The organism is Leisingera aquaemixtae, from assembly GCF_006740765.1.
GTDB classification, from domain to species: Bacteria; Pseudomonadota; Alphaproteobacteria; order Rhodobacterales; family Rhodobacteraceae; genus Leisingera; species Leisingera aquaemixtae.
The window spans coordinates 2,362,716-2,386,659 of the sequence record NZ_CP041159.1 but is presented as its reverse complement, the minus strand read 5'-3'; the positions used below and the strand labels follow the sequence as shown (position 1 = coordinate 2,386,659).

Below are 23,944 nucleotides of genomic sequence, written 5' to 3'. Positions count from 1 at the left end.
CGAGAAGGGAGCGCCCCGTGCTGCGCATTGACAAGCTGACAAAGAAATTCGGCGGCAAGATTGCGGTGGATGCCGCCACGCTGGACATCGACAAGCCCTGCATGATCGGCATCATCGGCCGCTCCGGCGCGGGCAAATCCACTCTGCTGCGGATGCTGAACCGGCTGGAGGACGCAAGCGCTGGCCGCATCCTGTTCGAGGGCCGCGAGATCACCGGGCTGAAGGGCAAAGACAAGCGCGCCTGGCAGTCCGACTGCGCGATGATCTTTCAGCAGTTCAACCTAGTGCCGCGGATGGATGTGGTCTCCAACGTGCTGCACGGCACGCTGAACCGCCGCAACGCGATGGCGACGCTGTTCAACCTCTACCCGATGGATGACATCCACCAGGCAATTGATATCCTGGACCGGCTGGGCATCGCCGAACATGCCGCCAAGCGGGCCGAGGCGCTGTCGGGGGGGCAGCAGCAACGGGTGGCGATCGCCCGGGCGCTGATGCAGGATCCGAAAATCATTCTAGCGGATGAGCCGATTGCCTCGCTCGATCCGATGAATGCCCAGACCGTGATGGAGGCGCTGCGCCGCATCCATGAGGAAGACGGCCGCACCGTCATTGCCAACCTGCACACGCTGGACACTGCGCGCCGGTATTGCGACCGGGTTGTCGGCATGCGCGACGGGCGCATCGTGTTTGACGGACTGCCGGAGCAGCTGACCACAGGTGTGGCCCGCGAGATTTACGGCGCCGGAGAGGCATTCTCCGAGGCCGCCACCTCAACCGAGATTGAAACGCTGGAAAAGACGGACGCCCTGCGCGCCGCCATTCCCGCCGAATAACCCTGGACCTGAATTCATCGACCCGGCGGGCTGCTCTGCCGGGACCCAACCGGAGAGACATAAGATGAAGAAACTGATTGCTGCCGTTCTGGCAACCACCGCGCTGACCGCCCCCGTTGCGGCTGAAGAGATCAAGGAATTCCGCATCGGCATCCTGGGCGGCGAGAACGCGCAGGACCGTCTGAACAACAACGAATGCCTGCGGGAATATGCCGAGAAAGAGCTGGGTGTCGAAACCAAGCTGTTTGCGCCTGCGGACTACAACGGCGTGATCCAGGGCCTTCTGGGCGGCACCATCGACATGGCCTGGCTGGGCGCGTCGGGATATGCCAAGACCTACCTGTCCGACCCGGAAGCGGTTGAGCCGGTTCTAGTCAAGGTGAACAGCGACGGCGGCTATGGCTACTACTCGGTCGGCTTTGCCCGCAAGGACAGCGGCGTCACCTCGCTGGAAGACCTGAAGGGCAAGACTTTCGGCTTTGGTGATCCGAACTCCACCTCGGGCTACCTGATCCCGTCCATCGAGATCCCGAACAAGATCAATGCCAGCATGGACTCGGGCGACTATTTTGGCGAAGTGAAGTTCACCGGCGGCCATGAACAGACCATCGTTGCGGTTGCCAACGGGGATGTGGACGGCGGTGTGACCTGGGCCGACGGCTTGGGTGAATGGGAAGACGGCTACCAGTCCGGCGCCCTGCGCCGTGCCGTGGATGCAGGCCTGGTCGACATGAACGACATGGTCGAGATCTGGAAATCCGCCCCGATCCCGGAAGGCCCGGTTGTTCTGCGCAAGGCCCTGCCGGCAGAGGTTAAAGCCAAGATGACCGCTCTGATGGACAACCTCAGCGAAATCGACCGTGACTGCTTCTACGGTGTCGCTGCGGGGGAGGCCAAGAGCTTCGACCCGATCACCCATGACGCCTATGAGGTGATCATCGAAGCCCGGAAGCTGAAGTCCGAGTAATTTCAGCCCAGCACTTATTGAACTGCGCTCTGCGGGGGTCCGGGCCTGTCTTGGGTCCCCGCAATTTCCCGATGGCTTCTGCAACGGCCGTCCCATCAAGACCAGGATCCCCAAATGGCAGAACTGACAGCCGCCCGGCCGGGCATCGAGGATATCCGGCAGCACTACACCGCCCACACCCAGCGCAAGCGGCTCTATGGCGGCATCCTTCTGGCGGTTTTTGTCGCGCTGATGGCAGCGGGGTTCCGCACTGCGGATGCGCGCAATGCAGGCTCCTTTGCGGATGGCTTCACCCGCGTTTTTGACTACCCTGCCGAAGTGCTGGCGGAAGCCGCCGAGAAAGCCGCGCAGCTGCCCGGGCATCTGGTGCATTTTTTTCCGGCGCTGGTGGAGACGCTGAACATCGCAGCCGCCTCGACCCTTGTGGGCACCGTGTTCGGCACGCTGCTGTCGCTGCTGGCGACCCGCGGCATGGCGCCGTGGCCTGCGCTGATCCCGCTGTTCCGCCGCATTAGCGACATTTGCCGCGCTATCCCCGAAATCGTCATCGCGCTGGTTCTGATCTTCGTGCTTGGCGGCGGGCCAGTGGCTGCGATGCTCGCCATCGCCATCCACACCGCCGGTGCGCTGGGCAAGCTGTTCTCCGAAGTGAACGAAAACGCCTCCCTGAAACCGGTTGAGGGTCTCACCTCTGTCGGGGCCACGTGGGCGCAGCGGATGACGCTGGGGGTAATCCCGCAGGTCGGCCCGAATTACGTCAGCTACGCGCTGTTGCGGTTTGAGATCAACATCCGCGCCTCCGCCATCCTCGGCTTCGTCGGCGCGGGCGGCATCGGTTATGAGCTGAAGAACGCCATGTCCTGGGGGCAGGGGCGCTACGACGAGGCCGCTGCGATTTTCCTTCTCCTGTTTGTCACCATCGTGGCCGTTGACCAGCTGTCCGGCCTGCTGCGTGACCGCCTGACCCATGGAGCGAAGGCATGACCACTTTTGACACCACCCTGACGCCGGCAGACCTGAAGTCGGACATCTCGCGGCTGTTCCTGAAGAAGCGGCTTGTGAACTTCGCTCTTCCCGCCGCGGTGCTGGCCTATCTGGCCTATGTGTTTGTGGCCTTCGACATGCCGGGCCTGTGGGAGCGGGCCAGCCTGGACAACGCGCGGACCTTGGTCAGCGACAGCTACAGCTACAAGACACATGTCACCCGCGACAACCGCAGCGGCGCGGTTTCCGTGGCGATCGAGGGCGAGCGGAAGGGAGCCTATCCCGACGGCATGGCGCCGGACTGGGTGGCTCTGGGCGAGACCACGGTGATTGATCTGGAGGATGGCCATGTTGTTACCTTCGGGCCGGAAACCATCGAATACTTGATCCCTGGCTATGGCGCCGTGCGCGCCACCCCGAGCCGCAGAGCAGGGGTGCAGACGGAGCTGCCGGCAGGCGATGTGCCGGAGTGGATCAGTGTCTCCAAGAACCGTCTGGCCGTCACCACAGACGCTGGCCGCCTGACCGTGACCCGCAACCGGGCCGAGGTGTTCCGCTACTTCGCAGGGTGGGAGCTGTTCTTCTTCACCCTCGACAGCCCGTACTACGGCATGGGGGCCGCGGAGCTGCTGCAGCGGGCCGCCGCCGGCGAGGGCGGCGCGATCTTCCAGGAGTTCTGGACCAACAAGATGTGGCGCCATCAGGATGTGGCCTGGGCGATTGCCGAGACCTTGCTGATGGCCTTCCTTGGCACCATCGGCGCGGGCATCATCGCGCTGCCGCTGGCCTTTGCCGCGACCCGCAACTTCATGCCCCTGCGCAGCATCCGCTTTGCCATGCGCCGCCTGTTTGACTTTGTCCGCGGCGTCGACTCGCTGATCTGGACCGTGGTGCTGGCCCGCGCCTTTGGCCCCGGGCCGCTGACCGGCGCGCTGGCGATCCTGGTGACGGACACCGGCACCTTCGGCAAGATCTTCTCCGAGGCGCTGGAAAACGTCGACCAGAAGCAGATCGAGGGCGTCGCCTCCACCGGTGCGGGACCGGTGCAGCGCTACCGCTTCGGGGTGATCCCGCAGATCACGCCGGTTTTGCTGAGCCAGCTGTTGTACTTCCTGGAATCGAACACCCGCTCCGCCACCATCATCGGCGCGATCACCGGCGGCGGCATCGGGTTGCTGCTGACGCAGGCGATCATCACCCAGAAGGACTGGGAGGAAGTGGCCTATTACATCACCCTGATCATCCTGATGGTGATGCTGATGGACTGGTTCTCCGGCTGGCTGCGCCGCCGCCTGATCAAGGGCGAGGGCGGCAAAACCCGGCGCAAGGGGCGCGCGGGCACAGCCTTCCTGCTGCCCTGAGCTGCGGGCGGGGAGATGGGAAAGGATAGAGCATGGCCCGTTTGAAAGCAGAAGCGCCGCTTATTCACCAGGGCTGCCAGATCACCGGCAGCACCTTCGGCGCTTTTGTGGAGATCGGCGCCGGCAGCCGGGTCGCAAATTCGGCGGTCGGAGACTACAGCTATTGCGACCGCGCCTGCGACATCGCCAATGCGGTGATCGGCAAGTTCGCCAATATCGCAAGCTGTGTCCGCATCGGCGCCACGGATCACCCTATGGAAAAGGCGTCGCAGCACCATTTCCTCTACCGCTCCGCAAGCTATTGGGAGGATGCGGAAGATGACGCCGACTGGTTCGCCCGCCGCGCCGGGCGGACGGCCCGGATCGGCCATGACACCTGGATCGGCCACGGCGCAATGATCAAGCCGGAGGTGACTGTCGGCGATGGCGCGGTTGTGGCCTCGGGCGCGATTGTGACCAAGGATGTGGCGCCCTATACGATTGTCGGCGGCAACACCGCGCGGGTGATCCGCCGCCGCTATCCGGAAGCCGTGGCCGGGCAGATGATCAAGCTGGCTTGGTGGCACTGGGAGCACGATGCCTTGCATGCCGCGCTGCCGGATTTCCGCCAGTTGCGGGCTGAGGAATTCCTGGAGAAATACGCCTGATCCGGCAGGCGGGGGCTCCCGCCTGTTCCCGGACATTCACAGAATGCCCGTCACAGTTGGGCGTGGCGCCGCTGCGCGGCGCTGCAAGAAGCTGCTGAGACGCGCTTCAGGGGCAGGTTTGCCCTGAAGCGCCTTGTGCATTATGCGGTTCGCCATCCCCGCCTCAAGGGTGAACGGTGCCGCGCACCGCCGCTTTGCGGCCCTTGACCCGGGCCTGGCTGATTTCAGGCCGCGCCTGCGTCAACCAATTGGGTGGCGATGTCGAGGAAGACCTTGGCCTGAGCGCTGCCGGGCTTGGCGGCCACGATCGGCGTTCCGTTGTCGCCTGCCAGGCGCACGTCCAGATGCAGCGGCACCTCTCCGAGCAGCGGCACGCCGAGTTTCTTCGCTTCCTGCGCCACGCCGCCATGGCCGAAGACATGCTCCTCATGGCCGCAATTGGAGCAGATGTGGGTCGACATGTTCTCGATCATGCCGAGCACCGGCACGTTCATCTTGCGGAACATGTCGATGCCCTTGCGGGCATCGATCAGCGCCACGTCCTGCGGGGTGGAGACCACAATGGCGCCATCCACACGGGTCTTCTGCGCCAGCGTCATCTGCACGTCGCCGGTACCGGGCGGCAGATCGACGATCAGCACGTCGAGATCGCCCCATTGCACCTGCAACAGCATCTGCTGCAGTGCCCCCATCAGCATCGGCCCGCGCCAGATCACCGCCTGATCCTCGCCGGTCATCAGTCCCATCGACATCATGGTGACGCCGTGGTTGCGCAGCGGCAGGATGGTCTTGCCGTCCGGGCTGGCGGGGCGGCCGCTGATGCCCAGCATCTTGGGCTGCGAGGGGCCATAGACGTCGGCGTCCAGCAGCCCCACCCTGCGCCCCTGCATTGCCAGCGCACAGGCGATATTGGCCGAAACGGTAGACTTGCCAACCCCGCCCTTGCCCGAGGCCACGGCCAGGACCCGCGCCACGCCCGGCACTTTTTGCGGCGCTTGCTGCTGCGGCTGGGCGGCCTGCTTGGGCTTCAGGTCCGGCGGCGCCTTTTCCGAGTGGGCGGTCAGCATGGCAGAGACTTTCTCCACCCCCGGCAGCGCGGCGACTGCGGCATCGGCCCTGTCGCGCACCGGGCCATAGGCCTCAGACTTGCCGGGATCGATCTCCAGCACAAAGCGGACGGTGCGGCCGTCCACGGTGACCGCACGGGCGATTCCGGCACTGACGATATCGCTGCCGCTGACGGGATCGGTGATGGTTCTGAGCGCCTCAAGGACGGTTTCACGGGTGACGGTCACGCCGGTCTCCTGTAGCTGGTCATGCGTTGCGCCTGTTGTGGCGCAATTCACACCGGCATGCCACCCGTACCCGGCCCGGAGTTTGCTTTAACGCATCCTGGAGTCATCTTTTGGCTGCTGGCTGCGCAAAATGCGCGCAAAAGGCCCGCGTCTGAATGCATCAGCGCGGCGCCGGGCCCAACGGGAAGAGGCCCCTTGGGGGCCGGACGACGGGCGGGAGAGCCCCGTCAGCTGGCCAGTGCGATCCCGGCGCTGCCCATCACCGCGCCGATGCGGCGGCCGGTGTCGACCATCCGGTTGGAAAAGCCCCATTCGTTGTCGTACCAGCTGACCACCCGCACCAGCCCTTCGGCGGTGACCGCGGTTTGCGCGGCGGCAAAGCAGCTGGAGTGGGGATCGTGGTTGAAGTCGACGGAGACCAGCGGGTCTTCTTCGTAGGACAGGATACCCTCCAGCCCGTTGCCGGACGCCGCCTTCACCGCAGCATTGACCGCCTCTGCGGTGGCCGGGCGCTCCGGCACAAAGCTCAGATCCACCACAGACACATTGGCCGTGGGCACCCGGATGGCGGAGCCTTCCAGCCGGCCTTTCAGATGCGGCAGCACTTCGGAGATCGCCCGCGCGGCACCGGTGGAGGTGGGGATCATCGACAGCGCGGCGGCCCGGGCGCGGTACAGATCCTTATGGCTGGTGTCATGGGTCGGCTGATCGCCGGTATAGGCATGGATGGTGGTCATATAGCCGGTCTTGATGCCAAAGGCCTCGTCCAGCACCTTGGCCAGCGGCGCCAGGCAGTTTGTCGTGCAGGAGGCGTTGGAGACGATGACGTCCTCTGCCGTCAGATCCATGTGGTTCACGCCATAGACCACGGTGCGGTCGGCATCCTTGCCGGGCGCGGAGATCAGCACCCGCTTGGAGCCGTTCTTCAGATGCCGCGCCGCATCGCCGCGGGCGGTGAACAGGCCGGTGCATTCATAGGCGATGTCCACATCCTGCCAGGGCAGATCTTCGGGGTTGCGGATGGCGGTGAGGCGGATGCTGTGGGAACCCACGCGGATCAGGTCGTCCGCCAGGAACACCGGTGTCTTCAGCCGCCCGTGCACGCTGTCGTATTTCAGCAGATGCACCAGCGTTTCCGGCGGCGACAGGTCGTTGATGGCCACCACCTCGATATCCTTGGCGCCGCTTTCCAGCAGCGCCCGCAGCACCCCGCGGCCAATCCGCCCGAATCCGTTGATTGCAATTTTCAGTGTCATCTCTGATCTCCGGCTGTGGCTCCGGATCAAAGCCGGTAGCGATAACGGTTTCGCTACCGATACCGATAACGGAGGCCAAAATCAACCCCTGCGGCGGCAGAGCTGCCCTTGCGGCGGCAGGCAATCTGCAGGAGCATGGCGGCATGACCAAAAAACTGCTTCTGAAAGACGTGGCCCGGCTGGCCGGCGTCAGCGAAATGACCGCCTCCCGCGCGCTGCGCGGGGCCCCGGATGTCTCCTCGAAGACCAAGGCGAAAATCGAGGAGATCGCCCGCAGCCATGGCTATGTGCCGAACCGGATTGCCGGCTCCCTGTCTTCGCAATCGGTCAATCTGGTGGCGGTGGTGGTGCCCTCGCTCAACAGCTTTGTCTTTCCTGAGGTGCTGTCGGGGATTTCCGCGGTGCTGAAGGACAGCCCGCTGAAACCGGTGGTGGGGATCTCCGGCTATGACCTGGAGGAAGAGGAAAGCGTCATCCGCGAAATGCTGAGCTGGCGGCCTTCGGGGCTGATCGTGGCGGGGCTGGAGCACACGGAGGCCACCTGCCGGATGCTGCAGCAGGCCGATTGCCCGGTGGTTGAAGTGATGGATGTGGACGGCGACCCGGTGCGCCACTGCGTTGGCATCTCGCATTTGCAGGCGGGACGCGACATGGCGGCGCAAATCCTCGCCCGCGGCTACCGCAGGATCGGTTTTATCGGCACCAAGATGCCGCAGGATTTCCGCGCCCGGAAACGGTTCGACGGCTTCACCGACGGGCTGGCAGCGCAGGGCGTGACGCTGAGCGATATCGAGCATTATTCCGGCGAAAGCGCGATCCAGACCGGACGCCAGCTGACGGCGCAGATGCTGGCCCGCAGCCCGGATCTCGACTGCATCTATTTTTCCAGCGATGTGATGAGTGTTGGCGGGCTGATGCATTGCCTGGCCGCCGGGCTGACGGTGCCGGGGGACATTGCGCTTGCGGGGTTCAACAACCTGCAGATCCTGCAGGGGCTGCCGCAGCAGCTGGCCACGACGGACGCCTGCCGCCGGGAGATTGGCGAGCGCGCGGCCGGCATCATCCTGCAATCGCGCGAGATCGGCGGCACCGAGGGGCTGGTGTTTGACCGGCTGTGCCCGGCGATCAGCCTGGGCGAGACGCTCTGACCCCCCCCCTCTGCTGCTCAATCGTGCAGCCGGATCTGCCGAAGGGGCAGGGCGGAGCGGCTGCGGCGCTTTTCGATGGCTTTGCGGCGCGCCTTGGGGCAGCCTGTAGCCAGCCCGTTCAGTCACGCCAGCCGGAGAAGGAGCCCAGATGCCCCAGTACAACGATATGTTCGAACTGTCCGTTGCGGATATGGAGCTGATCGAAACCGCCCTGCAGACCGCCCGGGACGCGCTGTCAGAGTCACTGCCCGCAGCGGGCAGCGGCGAGGAGGACACGCTGCGCCGTATCCACGATTTGCTGGGCCGGCTGCACAATCAGAAAATTTTCTACTACCCCAAGGGCAAGGTCTACGTCAGCGGCTGACGCAACCGCGCACAGCAGCGGTGCCGGAAAGAAAACGCGCTCCCCGCCGGGCGGAGAGCGCTGCAGCTTGGCAAGGGGTCCTGCTTACATCGCAGCCTTGAACAGCCGTGTGAGGTTGTCCTCGGTCAGCTCAATCGGGTTGCCGCCGCAGGAGGGGTCGATGAGGGCGCCCTTGACCAGCTCAGGGATGGCATCCTCCGTGACGCCCAGGTCGGACAGCCCTCGCGGAATGCCAAGGGAGTCGTTCAGCTCCTGCACAAAGCTGCGGAAGCCGTCAAAGCCGCCTGCAATGCCCAAATAGGCCGCGGCCATGGTGAACCGGTCCGCAATCGCCGAGGCGTTGAATTCCAGCACCGCAGGCATGCAAACCGCGTTGGTGGTGCCGTGGTGGGTGTTGAAATGGGCGCCGACCGGATGGCTCATCGCGTGGATCGCGCCAAGTCCCTTCTGGAAGGCGGTCGCGCCCATCGCCGCTGCGGACATCATCTGGGCGCGGGCCTCGATGTCACTGCCGTCCGCATAGGCGCGGGGCAGATAGTCCTTGACCAGCCGCATGCCCTCCAGCGCGATGCCCTGGGACATCGGGTGGTAATGCGGGCTGCTGAAGGCCTCGACGCAATGGGCAAAGGCATCCAGCCCGGTGCCCGCGGTGATGAACTTGGGCATGCCCACGGTCAGCTCAGGATCGCAGATCACCACCGTCGGCAGCACCTTGGGGTGGAAGATGATCTTCTTCTGATGGGTGACAGAGTCGGTGATCACGCTGGCGCGGCCCACTTCGGAGCCGGTGCCAGCCGTGGTCGGCACCGCGATGATCGGCGCGATGGCGTCCGCATCAGCGCGGGTCCACCAGTCGCCGATGTCCTCGAAGTCCCACACCGGCCGGGTCTGGCCCGCCATGAAGGCCACCATCTTGCCCAGGTCCAGGCCGGAGCCGCCGCCGAAGGCGATCACCCCGTCATGGCCGCCCGCCTTATAGGCGGCGACGCCTGCGTCCAGGTTTTTCTCATTCGGGTTCGGATCGACCTCAAAGAAAATGCCGCGGCCCAGGCCAGCGGCCTCCATGATGTCGAGTGTGCCTTGGGTGACGGGCAGATCCGCCAGACCCTTGTCGGTCACCAAGAGCGGCTTCTTGATACCGGCGGCGGCGCAGGCATCGGCAAGTTCCTTGATCCGGCCTGCGCCGAACTTGATTGCGGTCGGGTAGGACCAGTTTCCAACGAGAGACATATCGTTTTCCTTTGATGCAAAGGCCCGCCCCGGGGAGGAGACGCCGGGGCGGGCGGGGCCGCCCTTAGCCGGTCACCTTTTTCAGGTGATAGGACTTTGGACGGGTCAGATTGTGGTAGCCGATGACCGACAGGCCGCCGCCGCGGCCGGTGTCCTTGCATCCGGTCCAGCACAGGCCCGGGTCCAGGTAGTCGGCACGGTTCATGAAGACGGTGCCGGTCTCGACTTGATCCCCGACACGCTGCGCCCGCTCAACATCCTTGGTCCAGAGCGAGGCGGTCAGGCCGAAGTCGCTGTCGTTCATAAGCTCAATGGCTTCCGCGTCGGAGGAGACCTTCATGATGCCCACGACCGGGCCAAAGCTTTCCTCGCGCATCACCCGCATATCGTGGGTGACATTCGTCAGTATCTGCGGCGTGAGGTAGGCGCCGCCGTCGTCCTCGGCAAAGGTTTCGATATGGGCCACGGCGCCCGCGGCAACCGCCTCGGCGATCTGGCTGCGCACCTCTTCGGCAAAGCGCACATTGGCCATCGGCCCGATGGTGGTCTCGGAATCCAGCGGATTGCCCAGCTTGTAGCCCTTCACGATGGCAATCGCCTTTTCCAGGAAGGCGTCATACAGGCTTTCGTGCACATAGATCCGCTCGATGCCGCAGCAGCACTGGCCGGAGTTGAACATCGCGCCGTCAATCAGCGTGTCCACCGCCGCGTCCAGATCGGCGTCCTCCATGACATAGCCCGGATCCTTGCCGCCCAGTTCGGTGCCGACGCCGGTAAAGGTGCCCGCAGCTGCGCGCTCCATCGCCTGGCCGCCGCCGACCGATCCGGTGAAGTTCACGAAGTTGAAGGCGCGGTTCGCGATCAGTTCAGACGTGGTGCCGTGGTCCAGAAACACATTCTGGAACACATCTTCGGGGATGCCTGCGGAGTGGAAAGCCTTTGCCATCCGCTCGCCCGCAAGCAGCGTTTGCGTCGCGTGCTTCAGCACCACGGTGTTGCCGGCGATCAGCGCAGGCGCAACAGTGTTGATCGCGGTCATATAGGGGTAGTTCCAGGGCGCCACCACAAACACCACCCCATGAGGGATGCGCTTGATATAGCGTTTGAAGGTGGCGTCCTCGCCGACCTCGATGTCCGCCAGCGACTCTTCGGCGATTTTCGCCATATGGCTGGCACGCTCGTTGAAGCCGCCGAACTCGCCGCCATAGCGCACCGGGCGGCCCATCATATGCGCCAGTTCCGGCACGATCGCGTCATTCATCGCGCCAACAGCGGCCACGCCCGCCATCACCAGATCAATGCGCTCCTGCAACGGCCGTGCCGCCCAGGCGGGCTGCGCCGCCCGGGCCCGTTCCGCCGCCGCAAAGGCGTCCTCGCGCGACAGCACTTCGCGCTCCGCAAAGACCGATCCGTCGACCGGCGAGATACACTTCAGGGTCTGGCCCATCGCCATTCACTCCATCCAGGAAAGGGCAAAGCCCTCTTCATCTTTCCAAAAAATACTCCGGGGGTCCGGGGGCAGGCCCCCGGGGGTTGCCGGATCACGCCCGCTCGAACCCGCGCGCAATCTCGTAATCGGTGACCACCCGGTCGAAATCCTCGATCTCCACCTCCGCCGCGCGGACGTAGTGATCCACCACATCGTCGCCAAGGGCCTTGCGCAGCATCTCCGAACCTTTCAGCGCCGCCGCCGCGTCGCGCAGGGTCGAGGGGATCATGCCGGTCTCGCCCTGGTAGACATCGCCCTTGGCAGGCGCCTGCAGCTCCAGGCCTTCCTCGATGCCGGCAATGCCTGCCGCCAGCATCCCCGCCATCGCCAGATAGGGGTTCATGTCGGAGCCCGGGATGCGGCACTCCACCCGGATCGCCTTGCTGCCCTCGCCGCACAGCCGGTAGCCCGCGGTGCGGTTGTCCACCGACCAGATGATCCGGGTCGGCGCAAAGGTGCCCTTCATGAAGCGCTTGTAGCTGTTGATATAGGGTGCCATGAAGGCGGTGTAGTCGGGCGCGTATTTCAGCAGGCCGGCCATGTAATTCTTCATCAGCGCCGACATGCCCAGCGCGTCGCTCTCGTCAAAGAACGCAGGCTTGCCGTCCTGCCACAGCGACTGGTGCACGTGGCTGGAGGAGCCGACCTTATCGTGGCTCCACTTCGGCAGGAAGGTCACTGCGTGCCCCTGCTGCTCGGCAATTTCCTTCACCGCGTGCTTGGCGATGGTGTGGTATTCCGCCGTGTCCATTGCCGCGGCGTATTTGATGTTCAGCTCTTCCTGGCCGGTCTCCGCCTCGCCCTTGGAGTTCTCGATCGGCAGCCCCGCATCCCACAGGTGGTTGCGGATCGGGCGCATCACATGCTCCTCGCGGGTGGTCTGCAGGATGCTGTAATCCTCGTTGTAGCCCGAAATCGGCGCCAGATCGCGGAAACCCGATTTGCGGATCTCGTCAAAGCTCTTCTCGAACAGGAAGAATTCCAGCTCGGTGGCGCACATGGCGTCATACCCCATCGCCTTGAGGCGGTTCACCTGTTTCTTCAGGATCGCGCGGGGGGAGTGGGAGACGTCTTCATGGGTATGATGGTCCAGCACATCGCAGAGCACCATCACTGTTCCTGCCAGCCACGGCACCGGGCGCAGGGTGGCGAGGTCCGGCTTCATCACATAGTCGCCATAACCGCGCTCCCAGCTGGTCGAGGCATAGCCGTCCGGCGTCGCCATCGCGAGGTCGGTGGCCAATAGGTAGTTGCAGCAATGGGTTTCCTCCCAGGCGCCATTCACGAAATGCTTGGCGTGGAAGCGCTTGCCCATCAGGCGGCCCTGCATGTCCACAAGGCAGACCAGAACGGTGTCAACGGTGCCATCGGCAACCTGGTCCTTAAGAGTGTCGAAGGAGAGCATGAGCGGCCCTTTGTCTGTTGCGCGCAAAACTTTTCCTCAAAAGTTTTGGCAAATTCCTTGAGTAAGGAATTTGGCCCGCTGCGGCGCAGGCCAAATCCCGTGTTTCAACCGGTGCCTCAGCCGTAGCGGTAGGGGCGGCCGGCCTTCTGCATGTCAGCGTTATACTTCTTGAAGATCTCCACAACCTTCGCCTTGGTTTCGGACTCGGCTGCGATTTCATCCCAGAACTTCACCGCCGCGTCTTCGACCTGCTGCCATTCGTTGTCCGGAATGGTGGTCAGCTTCATCTTGTCGCCGTTCACGCGCAAGGACGCTTCACCGCCCCAGTACCACCACTGACGGTAATAATGCGACTGGTCGCAGCAGACGCGGAACAGGGTTTGCAGATCTTCCGGCAGCTCTTCCCAGCGGCCCATGTTGGCAAAGAACGATCCCGCCCAGGCGCCGGAGATGTTGTTGGTCAGGAAGTAGTCGGTCACATCGGCCCAGCCGACGGTGTAATCCTCGGTGATGCCGGACCAGGCCACGCCGTCCAGCTCACCGGTCTGCATGGCAACTTCGATGTCTTCCCAGGGCAGGGTGACCGGCACCACGCCGAACTGGCTCAGGAAGCGGCCCGCGGTCGGGAAGGTGAAGACGCGCTTGCCCTTAAGGTCCGCCAGCGAGTTGATCGGATCCTTGGTGGCAAAGTGGCAGGGGTCCCAGGCGCCGGCCGAGATATGCTTGACGCCGACCTTGGAATATTCCGCGTCCCAGATCTCGTTCAGGCCGTACTGGTTGAACAGCACCGGCACGTCCAGCGAGTAGCGCGAGGCAAACGGGAAGTAGCCGCCAAACACGGTGACTTCGGTGGGCGAGGCCATCGAGTCATCGTCCGACTGCACCGCGTCGATGGTGCCGCGCTGCATGGCGCGGAACAGTTCGCCGGTGGGGACCAGCTGGTCGGCATAGTAGAGCTCGATCTGCATGCGGTCGCCCGCGATCTTGTTGAACATGTCGATGGCGGGTTTCACCACATGTTCGGCCAGCGCAGCACCTGCATAGGTCTGCATCCGCCACTTGATGGTGGACTGGGCCAGCGCCGGGGCGGCCAGCGGTGCCGCCATGGCGCCAACGCCCGCGGTCTGCAAAAACTTACGTCTTGTTGTCATGTCTTCCTCTCCTCTGTTGAACTTAAATCAATGCCCGTGCCCGCAGGGGGCCAGGTTTCTGAACCCTTCGCGGAGCCGTTGCGGTGCATTCTCACGAAGGATGTCGCCATGCGCGAGCACGACGGTTTCGGGGTTCCACGCCAGCATCCGGGTCAGCGCTTTGCGCAGCTTGTCCCGGTTGCCCGCGAAGGAAAACCAGATGTCTATGGGCATCTTCCCGTTCGGGGCCAGGATACCCGCCGCCCAGGCCAGCGGCCGCACCCACAGGGGCAGCGTCCTAGCGGGCATGTTCTCGATCAGGTCGGTCAGCACCAGCACCTTGGAGCGCTTGTGGAAGAAGACCACTTCGGTATGCGCCCGGCTGCCATGCACAATCATCTGCTCAAGATCCGCCGCCCAGTCCCGGGGCGCGCTGTCCTCCAGGTCGCGGTCGAACCGAACCTCCACGCCCTGGCTTCTGGCCCGCTCGCGCACCTTGGGCGAGGCCCAGGCGATGGCATCCGGACAGGCCGCGGCCCACCCGGCGATATAGGCGTAGTGAATCCAGTTCGGGGACACCAGGTGGCGGATGCGCCCCAGTGTTTCAAGCTCCGCCGCAAGCTGCTGGCTGTACCGGATCGGCGAATGCAGGAACAGATCGCCGTTCTCCAGCCGGATGACGGTCATCCGGGTTTGAAAGGGGATCTTGTAGAACTCGATCGGCGGTCCGTCCGCGATCCAGATGTCCGGCCCCAGCGCCTGCAGCATGGTCTTACTTTCCATAGACATACTCCGGCAGCCACAGGGCGATTTGCGGGAAGACCATGATCAGGGCCAGCGCCAGCACCATCACCGCGGCAAAGGGGATGATCGAGACATAGATGTCCTTCAGCCCGATTTCCGGCGGCGCCATCGCGCGCATCAGGAACAGGTTGTAGCCGAAGGGCGGCGTCATATAGGCGATCTGAGTGGTGATGGTGTAAAGCACGCCGTACCAGATCAGGTCGAAGCCAAGCGCCCCGACCAGCGGCACGTAGAGCGGTGCCACGATCACCAGCATCGCGGTGTCATCCAGGAAGGTGCCCATCACGATGAAGCTCAGCTGCATCAGGATCAGGATCATCCAAGGGGAAAGGCCCAGCTTGGTGGTGAACAGATCCTCGATCGCCTTGACTGCGCCCAAGCCGTCAAAGATCGCGCCGAAGGCCAGCGCCGCCAGGATGATCCACATGAACATGCAGGAGATGCCAAGGGTCGAGCGCACTGAGGTTTCGAACACGTCCTTGGTCATCCGCCCCTTCAGCACCGCGGCGATAAAGGCGGTCATCGCACCGATGGCCGAGCTTTCCACCAGCGAGGTCCAGCCGTTCACGAAAGGCACCATCATCGCGGCAAAGATCGCCAAGGGCAGCACGCCGGAGAACAGCAGGCGGTACTTTTCCTTCATGAACACGTCTTTGTAGAACAAAGCGTTCTTGCGGGTCAGGAAGGACAGCACCCCCAGGGCCAGCGCCACGCCAAGCGCAGGCTTAGGCTCCATCGCGCCGGTCAGCATCAGCAGCGGCACCAGCACCAGTGCGCCTAGCACGATGTAGTTCAGGCGCAGCGGGTGATTTGTCACCTGCTCGTATTCCGCCAGATCCTCGTCATGCATGGCGGGGCCAAGATGCGGCTGCATCCGGGCGCGGAAATAGATGTAGATGATGAACATGGCGGCCATCAGCAGGCCGGGGACCACCCCCGCCAGCCACAGCTGCCCCACCGGCTGGCGCGCGATCATCGCATAAAGCACCAGCACCACCGAGGGCGGCACCAGAATGCCAAGCGAGGAGCCCGCCTGGATGGTGCCGGTCACCAGGATCTTGTCATAGCCGCGGCGCAAGAGTTCCGGCAGCGCGATGGTCGCGCCAATGGCCATGCCCGCCACCGACAGGCCGTTCATGGCCGAAATCAGGACCATCAGGCCGATGGTGCCGATGGCCAGCCCGCCCTTCACCGGCCCCATCCACACGTGGAACATCCGGTAAAGGTCGTCGGCAATTTTTGATTCCGACAGCACGTAGCCCATGAAGATGAACATCGGCAGCGTCAGCAGCGGATACCATTTCATCAGCTTCATGGCAGCCGAGAACGGGATCTCCACCCCGCCGGTGCCCCACAGGAGCATGCCCGCAACCGCGCCGACAAAGCCGATGGCGCCAAACACCCGCTGGCCGGTCATCAGCATCAGCATCATGCCGGCAAACATGACGATAGCAATCCATTCGTAGGACATCAGATTTCAACTCCGCGCAGGCGTCCGATATCCCGGAACAGTTCGGCAAGGCATTGCAGCAGCATCAGGAAGACGCCGAGGCACAGGATGGTTTTCACGGGCCACAGGAACGGCCGCCAGGCGGTGGAGCTGCGCTCCAGATAGCCGAGCTTTTCGCCTGCCGCCGCAGGGCCTTCGCTCAGCAGCGTCTTCATCAGGTCCCAGAAGAAGTCCAGCGGCTCCAGCCCGAAATAACCGAGCGAATAGGCGGTGGAGCTGAGGGCGCCGTACATCAGGATCACCAGATAGCTGATCAGGAACAGCACGGTGAAGGCATCGACCATCGCCTTGGTTTTTGTCGACCAGGCGCCGTAAAACAGGTCCATCCGCACGTTCGAGCCCATCTGGATCGAATAGGGGCCGCCCAGCACGTAATAGGCGACCATCACAAACTGCGCGGTCTCCAGCGTCCAGTGCGACGGGTTAAAGAAGGTCTTGGAGACCGACGACCACAACAGCACTCCGATCAGGACAAAGATAAGATACATGGCAAAGCGGCCGATGAAGCGGTTCATCGCGTCGATGCCGCGGACATAGGCCCGGATTATTCTAGGCATCAGGCCCTCCCTCGGCCGCCAACGCGGCCAGGGCCGGGCGCAGCAATGTCAGCATTTCTTGTGCCATGGCCTCTTCCTGGTCCGGCGTTGCCACCAGGTCGTTGCGGATTTCGATCATCACATTGGCCAGCCCGTGCGCCAGCCCGTGCAGCTTCAGCGAATGGGTGACGCCATCGGCGGGGCCATAGGGCTCATTGCGCTCCACCCGGCGGTGCGGCAGGGCAGGGGCCTGTGCCAGCATTGCGTCCGCCAGCCGGCTGTCGGCGTCGTGCAGGATGCCGATTTCAACGTCCCGCTGCTTGCCGAAATAGACCGGCGTGAAGCTGTGCATGGTGACCAGCACCGTTTGCAGCCCGGCCTTTTTCCGTGCCTCGATCACCTCCGTCACGGTGGTGCAGAACGGCACATAGACGGTGTCCGCGCGTTCCTGGCGCTCCGCCTCGCTCAGCCCGAAATTGCCCGGCACCGCGACCAGTTCGGATTTCTCCGGCATGGCGCTGGCGGCCTCGGGCGGGCGGTTGCAGTCGTACACCAGCCGCGACACCCGGCTGGCCACCAGCGGCGCATCCAGCGCCTGTGCCATATGCAGGGCCACCGCCCACGCGCCCGGATCCCACGCCGCATGGCTCAGCCGGTCCTCGTCGCGCAGCCCCAGCCCGTTATAGCGGGCGGGGATATTGCTGGAGGCATGTTCGCACAGCAGCAGGACCGGGCTGGTGCCCTCCCGGTTCACCACCTCCACTGCTTCCCCCAAAGCGTGAGAATCGCTCTCTCGCATATGCCGCCTCCCTGCGATTTGGAAAAATGTTTCCATGAAGAGATATTTGTGTCAATATCTTTTCATGATCGGTTCCAGACAGAGATTCCTGAAACTTTCTCTTCAGGCCGGAACCGGGTAAGAAAGTGTCTGTTCAAACGCAGGGAAGTGCCGTTGTCGAAACCGCCCGCCACAGTTCGCGAGTTGATCCGCGAGAACTATTCCTCGCTCACCCAGTCCGAGCGCAAATTCGCAAATTTGCTGCTGGAAAACTATCCCGCGGCGGGTCTGGCCTCGATCACCATCGTGGCCGGCAATGCCGAGGTCTCCACGCCGACGGTGGCCCGGATGGTGCAGAAACTGGGCTTCAAAGGGTATCCGCAATTCCACCAGGCCCTCCTGAAGGAGCTTGAGGCCAAGGTCTCCGGCCCCACCAAACGGCGTGACAACTGGGCGTCCGAGGCGCCCGAAGGCCATCTGCTGAACAGATTTGCACAGGCCGTTACCGACAACCTGCAACAGACGTTTTCCAACATAGACTCGGCCCAGTTCGACGCCGCTGTCCGCCAGCTCGCCAACACCGAGGGGCGGCTCTACGTGGTCGGCGGCCGCATCACCCGGGCGCTGGCAGACTACGCCTTTACCCATTTTCAGGCGATCCGGCAACGGGTCACTCATATGACCTCCTCCTCCGCCACCTGGCCGCATTATGTGCTGGACATGGTGGAGGGCGACACGCTCCTGATGTTCGACGTGCGCCGCTACGAAACCAACCTGCAGCGGCTGGCGGAACTGGCGTCCGAGCGCGGGGTGAAGATCGTCCTGATCACCGACCAGTGGGCCAGCCCCATTGCCTCGGTCTCGGAACACACCTTCAACTGCTGGGTCGAAATCCCCTCCGCCTGGGACTCCAACATCTCCACCATGATGCTTTTGGAGGCGATGATCGCCGCCACCCAGGAGGAAAGCTGGGACAAGACCAAGGACCGCTACGACCGCCTGGATGAGCTGTTCGACATGACCCGGCTGTTCCGCAAGTTCTCCTGACCCTGCCAGAAGCGGCCTGCCGCATGGACTTTGCCCGCGGCTTGCGCCTTACTGGTCAGGGTGCAGTCCGCCGCGGGGCAGGGCGCAACGCCGGTTTCTTTCAGGCAGGAGTATTCAAATGCGATTTTCCCGATTTCTGACCGCCGCCGCAGTTGCAGCGCTGGTTGCAGCGCCCGCCGCGGCCAATCCGCTCAGCCGTATTCTGGCCAAGTCCGGGCTGACGCCGCAGGACACCAACCTCATGCGCCGGGCCGAGCAGGCGCTTCTGGCTGAGGGCGGCAGCGGCCAGCGGGCCAGGTGGAACAATCCGGACAGCGGCGCGCAGGGAGAGGTCCGGGTGGCCGGCAAGGAGGGCGATTGCCTTCTGCTCCAGCATCAGGCCTACCTCAAGGACAGCCAGGACGCCAAACAGGTCCGCCGCAAGTTCTGCCCCTCCGGCGGAGACTGGCTGCTGTCCCAGTAATCTGCCGCAACCGCGTCCTTGCCGCGGCGCCGGGGCAGGGCTAAGCAGGGTGCAGAGTTTTTCTGACGTTCCAGGAGCGAGGCACCCATGTCCGAGATCACCCGCAAACACACTGGCCAGCGCATGAGCCAGATCGTCACCCATGGCGAGACCATCTATCTGGCCGGTCAAGTCGGCACGGCAGGTGCCAGCGTTGAACAGCAGACCAAGGACTGCCTCGCAAAGATTGACGCGCTGCTGGCCGAGGCAGGCAGCAGCAAGACCCGCATCCTGCAAACGGTGATCTGGCTTGCCGACATGAAGGACTTTGCCGAAATGAACGCGGTCTGGGATGCCTGGGTGCCCGAAGGCCATGCGCCGGCGCGTGCCTGCGGCGAGGCCAAGCTGGCCCGCGAGGATCTGCTGGTCGAATTCATCGTCACTGCCGCCAAGGGCTGATCCCGGCAGCAGGAGCAAACAGGCGGGCCGGCGGCCCGCCCTTTCTTTTTCAAAGGGGCGGACAGGCGGACTCAGGAACTTGCTGTCCCGGACCGGCCCGAAACCCGATTCACGTGCAACAGGACCTGCCGTCAGTCCGGTGCCCCGTGCTGCGCGTCCTGAACGGCCGCGGCGTTGTGCCGGGGCCTGTGGCGGCCGATCCCTCTTGCTTAGTGGGTCCGGAACACTCCATCCTCTCTCTTCAGAAGCAGACGCGCAGGGCGCCGGCCCTCCGGTTGGGCGGTTCCGGCAAATCCGGCGGCGGCTGCGAGACGGGAGGACGAGGCACTGTGAACCTTATTGCAGACCTAGACCATCGCTGCGGCCCGGCAAGGCTAGAGCAATGACAGCGCGTTATCAGCTCCATTACTGGCCGATCCCGTTCCGCGGCCACTTCATCCGCTACGTGCTGGCCTATGCCGGGCAGGCATGGGAAGAGCCGGGCTTTGACGCGGTGGCCGGCCTCAAGAAACAAGAGGTCGCGGATCAGCCGCATCCTTTTATGGCGCCGCCGCTGCTGACCGACACCCGGACCGGCACCCATCTCAGCCAGATGCCCGCGATTCTGATGGCGCTGGGCCGCGCCCACGGTCTGCTGACAGAGCCGGACCGGACCCTGCGCCTGATCTGCGATGCCTCCGACATCCTGTTCGAAATCACCCGCTATCACGGGGCGCTGATGTGGGATGCGGCAAGCTGGGCAGACTTCCACGGCAGCCGCCTGCCGCGCTGGATGCAGATCCATGAGCGGATCGTGGCGGAGGCCGGCGTCACCGCCACGGCAGGATACCTGCGGGGCAGGGCGCATCCTGGCCTGGCCGACCTTGTCCTGGGCGCGCTCTGGCACACGATGGCGGACCGCCTGCCGCCGCTGCGCCCGTTGCTGCACGAAAATGCGCCGGTGCTGGAAGGCCTGGCGGACCGTATCGCCGCCGAGCCGCCCGTCGCCGCCCTGATCGCAGACTGGGCCGGGCGCCGCCCGGTTTATTGCGGGGGGCAAATCGAGGCCTCGCTGCTGAACATGCTGAATATGGAGACCGATACATGAGCACGTTTGACGAAGATCTGTTCCTCAAGGGTCTGGAACAGCGCAAATCCACCCTCGGCGCCGAATATGTCGACAACAACCTGGCGGCCGCCGACGGCCTCACCCGCCCGTTCCAGGAGGCGATGACCGCCTGGTGCTGGGGGTTCGGCTGGGGCGATGACGTGATCGACGCCAAGACCCGCTCGATGATGAACCTCGCGATGATCGGCGCGCTGGGCAAGATGCATGAATGGGAAATCCACTGCCGCGGCGCCCTCAATAACGGCGTCACCAAGGAGGAGATCCGCGCCATTATTCACGTGGTCGGCATCTATTGCGGCGTGCCCCAGGCGCTGGAGTGCTTCCGGGTGGCGCGCAAAGTGCTGGAGGAGCAGTCCTGATACGCCTGCGCTGTTCTTGGAAGACCCATGGAGGGGCAGCCATTTGGCTGCCCTTCTTGTTTGCGACTGCGCTGTTTGTCCTTTGGCCGGTTTGGCCCTGGCGATTCCGGGCGGGCGGAGGGGGTTTGGGGGTGTTTGTTGCGATTCCGGGGTGTTGAGTCTGTGGATAAGGGGTGCCGAGTCTGTGGGTAAGTGGCGCGGGGGGCTTTTCCGGGGTGTTCGGGGTGGTTTGCGGTGCGGGGGTGGGGCGGAAAGAGGGTCAGGGGTGCTGACTTTGTTTTGGTGTAAGTCGTTGATTTTATTTGATGCTTGATTTTTCTTTGCGGAATTCTGCGTTTTTCTGAATTTTGGGGTTGCGGGTCTGCGGGGGTATCCGTAAAAGCCCCCTCACCGGCGGCGCTGAGGCGCTGCTGAGACACACCGGACGGGACGCTGAGCCAGACAGGGCGACGCGGTAACGGATCGGGAAACACACTGGAGAGACGGTGGGACACGCTGGAGAGACGGCGGCATCTGAGGGTTTGAAGAGGCGGGCGCGCCGGAAGATTGGCGCATCGGTCTGGTTTTTGGCCTCTGGGTGTTTGCTCTTTGACATTGATGGATAACTGAAGAGATATGCGGGCGGTCACGGTTCATTTCGATGGATCAGACTTCTGTATATCGCGCCACTAGGGTTCCGGCCCGATGATGTGGTGTCAGCTTCACTGTTTGTTCGGCTTTCGGTGCCTTTGGTACTGAAGCACAGACAAACAGAGACTTTCATCAGGATTAGCCTCCTGGTGAAGATGTGCAGAGGTTCGAACGTCAAGGATACGCTTTAACGAGCGTTTCAACTTGAGAGTTTGATCCTGGCTCAGAACGAACGCTGGCGGCAGGCCTAACACATGCAAGTCGAGCGCGCCCTTCGGGGTGAGCGGCGGACGGGTTAGTAACGCGTGGGAACGTGCCCTTCTCTAAGGAATAGCCACTGGAAACGGTGAGTAATACCTTATACGCCCTTCGGGGGAAAGATTTATCGGAGAAGGATCGGCCCGCGTTAGATTAGGTAGTTGGTGGGGTAATGGCCTACCAAGCCTACGATCTATAGCTGGTTTTAGAGGATGATCAGCAACACTGGGACTGAGACACGGCCCAGACTCCTACGGGAGGCAGCAGTGGGGAATCTTGGACAATGGGCGCAAGCCTGATCCAGCCATGCCGCGTGAGTGATGAAGGCCTTAGGGTCGTAAAGCTCTTTCGCCTGTGATGATAATGACAGTAGCAGGTAAAGAAACCCCGGCTAACTCCGTGCCAGCAGCCGCGGTAATACGGAGGGGGTTAGCGTTGTTCGGAATTACTGGGCGTAAAGCGCGCGTAGGCGGACTGGAAAGTTGGGGGTGAAATCCCAGGGCTCAACCCTGGAACTGCCTCCAAAACTCCCAGTCTTGAGTTCGAGAGAGGTGAGTGGAATTCCGAGTGTAGAGGTGAAATTCGTAGATATTCGGAGGAACACCAGTGGCGAAGGCGGCTCACTGGCTCGATACTGACGCTGAGGTGCGAAAGTGTGGGGAGCAAACAGGATTAGATACCCTGGTAGTCCACACCGTAAACGATGAATGCCAGACGTCGGCTAGCATGCTAGTCGGTGTCACACCTAACGGATTAAGCATTCCGCCTGGGGAGTACGGCCGCAAGGTTAAAACTCAAAGGAATTGACGGGGGCCCGCACAAGCGGTGGAGCATGTGGTTTAATTCGAAGCAACGCGCAGAACCTTACCAACCCTTGACATCCTCGGACCGCCAGAGAGATCTGGTTTTCACTTCGGTGACCGAGTGACAGGTGCTGCATGGCTGTCGTCAGCTCGTGTCGTGAGATGTTCGGTTAAGTCCGGCAACGAGCGCAACCCACATCCTTAGTTGCCAGCAGTTCGGCTGGGCACTCTAAGGAAACTGCCCGTGATAAGCGGGAGGAAGGTGTGGATGACGTCAAGTCCTCATGGCCCTTACGGGTTGGGCTACACACGTGCTACAATGGCAGTGACAATGGGTTAATCCCAAAAAACTGTCTCAGTTCGGATTGTCGTCTGCAACTCGGCGGCATGAAGTCGGAATCGCTAGTAATCGCGTAACAGCATGACGCGGTGAATACGTTCCCGGGCCTTGTACACACCGCCCGTCACACCATGGGAGTTGGGTTTACCCGAAGGCCGTGCGCCAACCTTTCGAGGAGGCAGCGGACCACGGTGAGCTCAGCGACTGGGGTGAAGTCGTAACAAGGTAGCCGTAGGGGAACCTGCGGCTGGATCACCTCCTTTCTAAGGATGATGCTAGCATCACGGAGCTTGCTCCTGATCGTGCATCACTTAGCAGAAGACCAGCAAACAAAGCTGGTCGCATACGGACCGGACCGTCCTCATATCTCTTCAGAAAACATCGGATGCCTGCCCGGCAGGGGTCCAAAAGCAAGGGGCCTTAGCTCAGCTGGGAGAGCGCCTGATTTGCATTCAGGAGGTCAGGAGTTCGATCCTCCTAGGCTCCACCACTCATGCAAACGGCCCGGACAATATGGGTCGGTAGCTCAGGTGGTTAGAGCGCACGCCTGATAAGCGTGAGGCCGGAGGTTCAAGTCCTCCTCGACCCACCACTTCCCCGGAAGTGGCCATATGGAAGAACATATCTTCAAGCAGTTGCTGACTGTTTGAACGTCTGTTCTTCAGACGCACACATTGACATCGTTAAGAGAGATACAATCAACAATACTGTTGGCGCCCCGCGTGAGGGGAGAGCCTCAGTGAGGTGCCGATCTTCTT

The 23,944-nt window shown here is 63.0% G+C and carries 22 protein-coding genes, 2 tRNA genes and 1 rRNA gene; 15 read left to right on the top strand and 10 right to left on the bottom strand.

The window, feature by feature from the left end:
* Positions 1-17: 17 nt before the first annotated feature.
* From phnC to R2C4_RS13285, 5 genes are all read left to right on the top strand, one after another.
* Positions 18-836: a phosphonate ABC transporter ATP-binding protein gene (gene phnC / locus R2C4_RS13305; protein WP_141891009.1), complete on the top strand. Its 819-nt coding sequence runs from the start codon at positions 18-20 to the stop codon at positions 834-836.
* A 64-nt stretch (positions 837-900) separates the two neighbouring features.
* A complete protein-coding gene (gene phnD, locus R2C4_RS13300) occupies positions 901-1,803 on the top strand; it encodes a phosphonate ABC transporter substrate-binding protein (RefSeq protein ID WP_141891008.1) in 903 nt (300 codons plus the stop codon).
* 114 nt (positions 1,804-1,917) lie between these two features.
* Complete coding sequence (gene phnE, locus R2C4_RS13295) at positions 1,918-2,787, top strand: phosphonate ABC transporter, permease protein PhnE (protein ID WP_141891007.1); 870 nt, start codon at positions 1,918-1,920, stop codon at positions 2,785-2,787.
* A complete protein-coding gene (gene phnE, locus R2C4_RS13290; protein ID WP_141891006.1) occupies positions 2,784-4,148 on the top strand; it encodes a phosphonate ABC transporter, permease protein PhnE in 1,365 nt (454 codons plus the stop codon). The genes phnE (R2C4_RS13295) and phnE (R2C4_RS13290) overlap by 4 nt, the downstream gene beginning before the upstream one ends.
* Positions 4,149-4,180: 32 nt before the next feature.
* Positions 4,181-4,795, top strand: coding sequence for an LbetaH domain-containing protein (locus R2C4_RS13285; protein WP_141891005.1), 615 nt, complete (start codon positions 4,181-4,183; stop codon positions 4,793-4,795).
* A gap of 224 nt (positions 4,796-5,019) precedes the next feature.
* Here the strand turns inward: R2C4_RS13285 and R2C4_RS13280 are convergent, their stop codons facing one another.
* Together R2C4_RS13280 and gap are read right to left on the bottom strand one after the other, a co-directional pair.
* Positions 5,020-6,090 (bottom strand): Mrp/NBP35 family ATP-binding protein, encoded by a 1,071-nt coding sequence (locus tag R2C4_RS13280; RefSeq protein ID WP_141891004.1) that lies wholly within the window; start codon positions 6,088-6,090, stop codon positions 5,020-5,022.
* Positions 6,091-6,317: 227 nt separating this feature from the next.
* Positions 6,318-7,346: a type I glyceraldehyde-3-phosphate dehydrogenase gene (gene gap, locus R2C4_RS13275; protein ID WP_141891003.1), complete on the bottom strand. Its 1,029-nt coding sequence runs from the start codon at positions 7,344-7,346 to the stop codon at positions 6,318-6,320.
* A gap of 143 nt (positions 7,347-7,489) precedes the next feature.
* Here gap and R2C4_RS13270 point away from each other — a divergent pair, with 143 nt between their 5' ends.
* Positions 7,490-8,494: a LacI family DNA-binding transcriptional regulator gene (locus tag R2C4_RS13270; RefSeq protein WP_141891002.1), complete on the top strand. Its 1,005-nt coding sequence runs from the start codon at positions 7,490-7,492 to the stop codon at positions 8,492-8,494.
* A 148-nt stretch (positions 8,495-8,642) separates the two neighbouring features.
* Positions 8,643-8,858 (top strand): hypothetical protein, encoded by a 216-nt coding sequence (locus R2C4_RS13265; RefSeq protein WP_058285538.1) that lies wholly within the window; start codon positions 8,643-8,645, stop codon positions 8,856-8,858.
* Between the two features lie 84 nt (positions 8,859-8,942).
* Here the strand turns inward: R2C4_RS13265 and R2C4_RS13260 are convergent, their stop codons facing one another.
* From R2C4_RS13260 to R2C4_RS13225, 8 genes are all read right to left on the bottom strand, one after another.
* Positions 8,943-10,088, bottom strand: a complete 1,146-nt coding sequence (locus R2C4_RS13260) for an iron-containing alcohol dehydrogenase (RefSeq protein ID WP_141891001.1) — start codon at positions 10,086-10,088, stop codon at positions 8,943-8,945.
* 64 nt (positions 10,089-10,152) lie between these two features.
* On the bottom strand, positions 10,153-11,535 hold the full coding sequence (locus R2C4_RS13255; RefSeq protein ID WP_141892099.1) for an aldehyde dehydrogenase family protein: 1,383 nt from the start codon (positions 11,533-11,535) through the stop codon (positions 10,153-10,155).
* A 94-nt stretch (positions 11,536-11,629) separates the two neighbouring features.
* Positions 11,630-12,982, bottom strand: coding sequence for a glutamine synthetase family protein (locus R2C4_RS13250; protein ID WP_141891000.1), 1,353 nt, complete (start codon positions 12,980-12,982; stop codon positions 11,630-11,632).
* A 116-nt stretch (positions 12,983-13,098) separates the two neighbouring features.
* A complete protein-coding gene (locus R2C4_RS13245) occupies positions 13,099-14,133 on the bottom strand; it encodes a TRAP transporter substrate-binding protein (RefSeq protein WP_141890999.1) in 1,035 nt (344 codons plus the stop codon).
* Between the two features lie 27 nt (positions 14,134-14,160).
* On the bottom strand, positions 14,161-14,895 hold the full coding sequence (locus tag R2C4_RS13240; protein WP_244940729.1) for a DUF4336 domain-containing protein: 735 nt from the start codon (positions 14,893-14,895) through the stop codon (positions 14,161-14,163).
* Positions 14,885-16,387, bottom strand: coding sequence for a TRAP transporter large permease (locus tag R2C4_RS13235; protein WP_141890997.1), 1,503 nt, complete (start codon positions 16,385-16,387; stop codon positions 14,885-14,887). Before R2C4_RS13235 ends, R2C4_RS13240 begins: the two co-directional genes overlap by 11 nt.
* Positions 16,387-16,983, bottom strand: a complete 597-nt coding sequence (locus R2C4_RS13230) for a TRAP transporter small permease subunit (RefSeq protein ID WP_141890996.1) — start codon at positions 16,981-16,983, stop codon at positions 16,387-16,389. Before R2C4_RS13230 ends, R2C4_RS13235 begins: the two co-directional genes overlap by 1 nt.
* Positions 16,976-17,761, bottom strand: coding sequence for an N-formylglutamate amidohydrolase (locus R2C4_RS13225; protein ID WP_141890995.1), 786 nt, complete (start codon positions 17,759-17,761; stop codon positions 16,976-16,978). Before R2C4_RS13225 ends, R2C4_RS13230 begins: the two co-directional genes overlap by 8 nt.
* A gap of 153 nt (positions 17,762-17,914) precedes the next feature.
* On the opposite strand from R2C4_RS13225, the gene R2C4_RS13220 reads away from it, so the two are divergent.
* The 8 genes from R2C4_RS13220 to R2C4_RS13185 all read left to right on the top strand — a co-directional run bounded on the left by R2C4_RS13220 (position 17,915) and on the right by R2C4_RS13185 (position 23,778).
* Positions 17,915-18,787 carry a MurR/RpiR family transcriptional regulator gene (locus R2C4_RS13220; RefSeq protein WP_141890994.1) on the top strand — a complete coding sequence of 291 codons (873 nt, stop codon included), beginning with the start codon at positions 17,915-17,917 and terminating at the stop codon, positions 18,785-18,787.
* A gap of 118 nt (positions 18,788-18,905) precedes the next feature.
* Positions 18,906-19,250 carry a hypothetical protein gene (locus tag R2C4_RS13215; protein ID WP_058285529.1) on the top strand — a complete coding sequence of 115 codons (345 nt, stop codon included), beginning with the start codon at positions 18,906-18,908 and terminating at the stop codon, positions 19,248-19,250.
* A gap of 87 nt (positions 19,251-19,337) precedes the next feature.
* On the top strand, positions 19,338-19,688 hold the full coding sequence (locus tag R2C4_RS13210; RefSeq protein WP_141890993.1) for a RidA family protein: 351 nt from the start codon (positions 19,338-19,340) through the stop codon (positions 19,686-19,688).
* Positions 19,689-20,070: 382 nt separating this feature from the next.
* On the top strand, positions 20,071-20,775 hold the full coding sequence (locus R2C4_RS13205) for a glutathione S-transferase (protein ID WP_141890992.1): 705 nt from the start codon (positions 20,071-20,073) through the stop codon (positions 20,773-20,775).
* Entirely contained in the window at positions 20,772-21,155 is a 384-nt protein-coding gene (locus R2C4_RS13200) for a carboxymuconolactone decarboxylase family protein (protein WP_141890991.1), read from the top strand. Before R2C4_RS13205 ends, R2C4_RS13200 begins: the two co-directional genes overlap by 4 nt.
* Before the next feature lie 830 nt (positions 21,156-21,985).
* Positions 21,986-23,449, top strand: a 16S ribosomal RNA gene (locus R2C4_RS13195).
* Between the two features lie 151 nt (positions 23,450-23,600).
* A tRNA-Ala gene (locus R2C4_RS13190) sits at positions 23,601-23,676 on the top strand.
* Positions 23,677-23,701: 25 nt separating this feature from the next.
* A tRNA-Ile gene (locus R2C4_RS13185) sits at positions 23,702-23,778 on the top strand.
* Positions 23,779-23,944 lie beyond the last annotated feature (166 nt).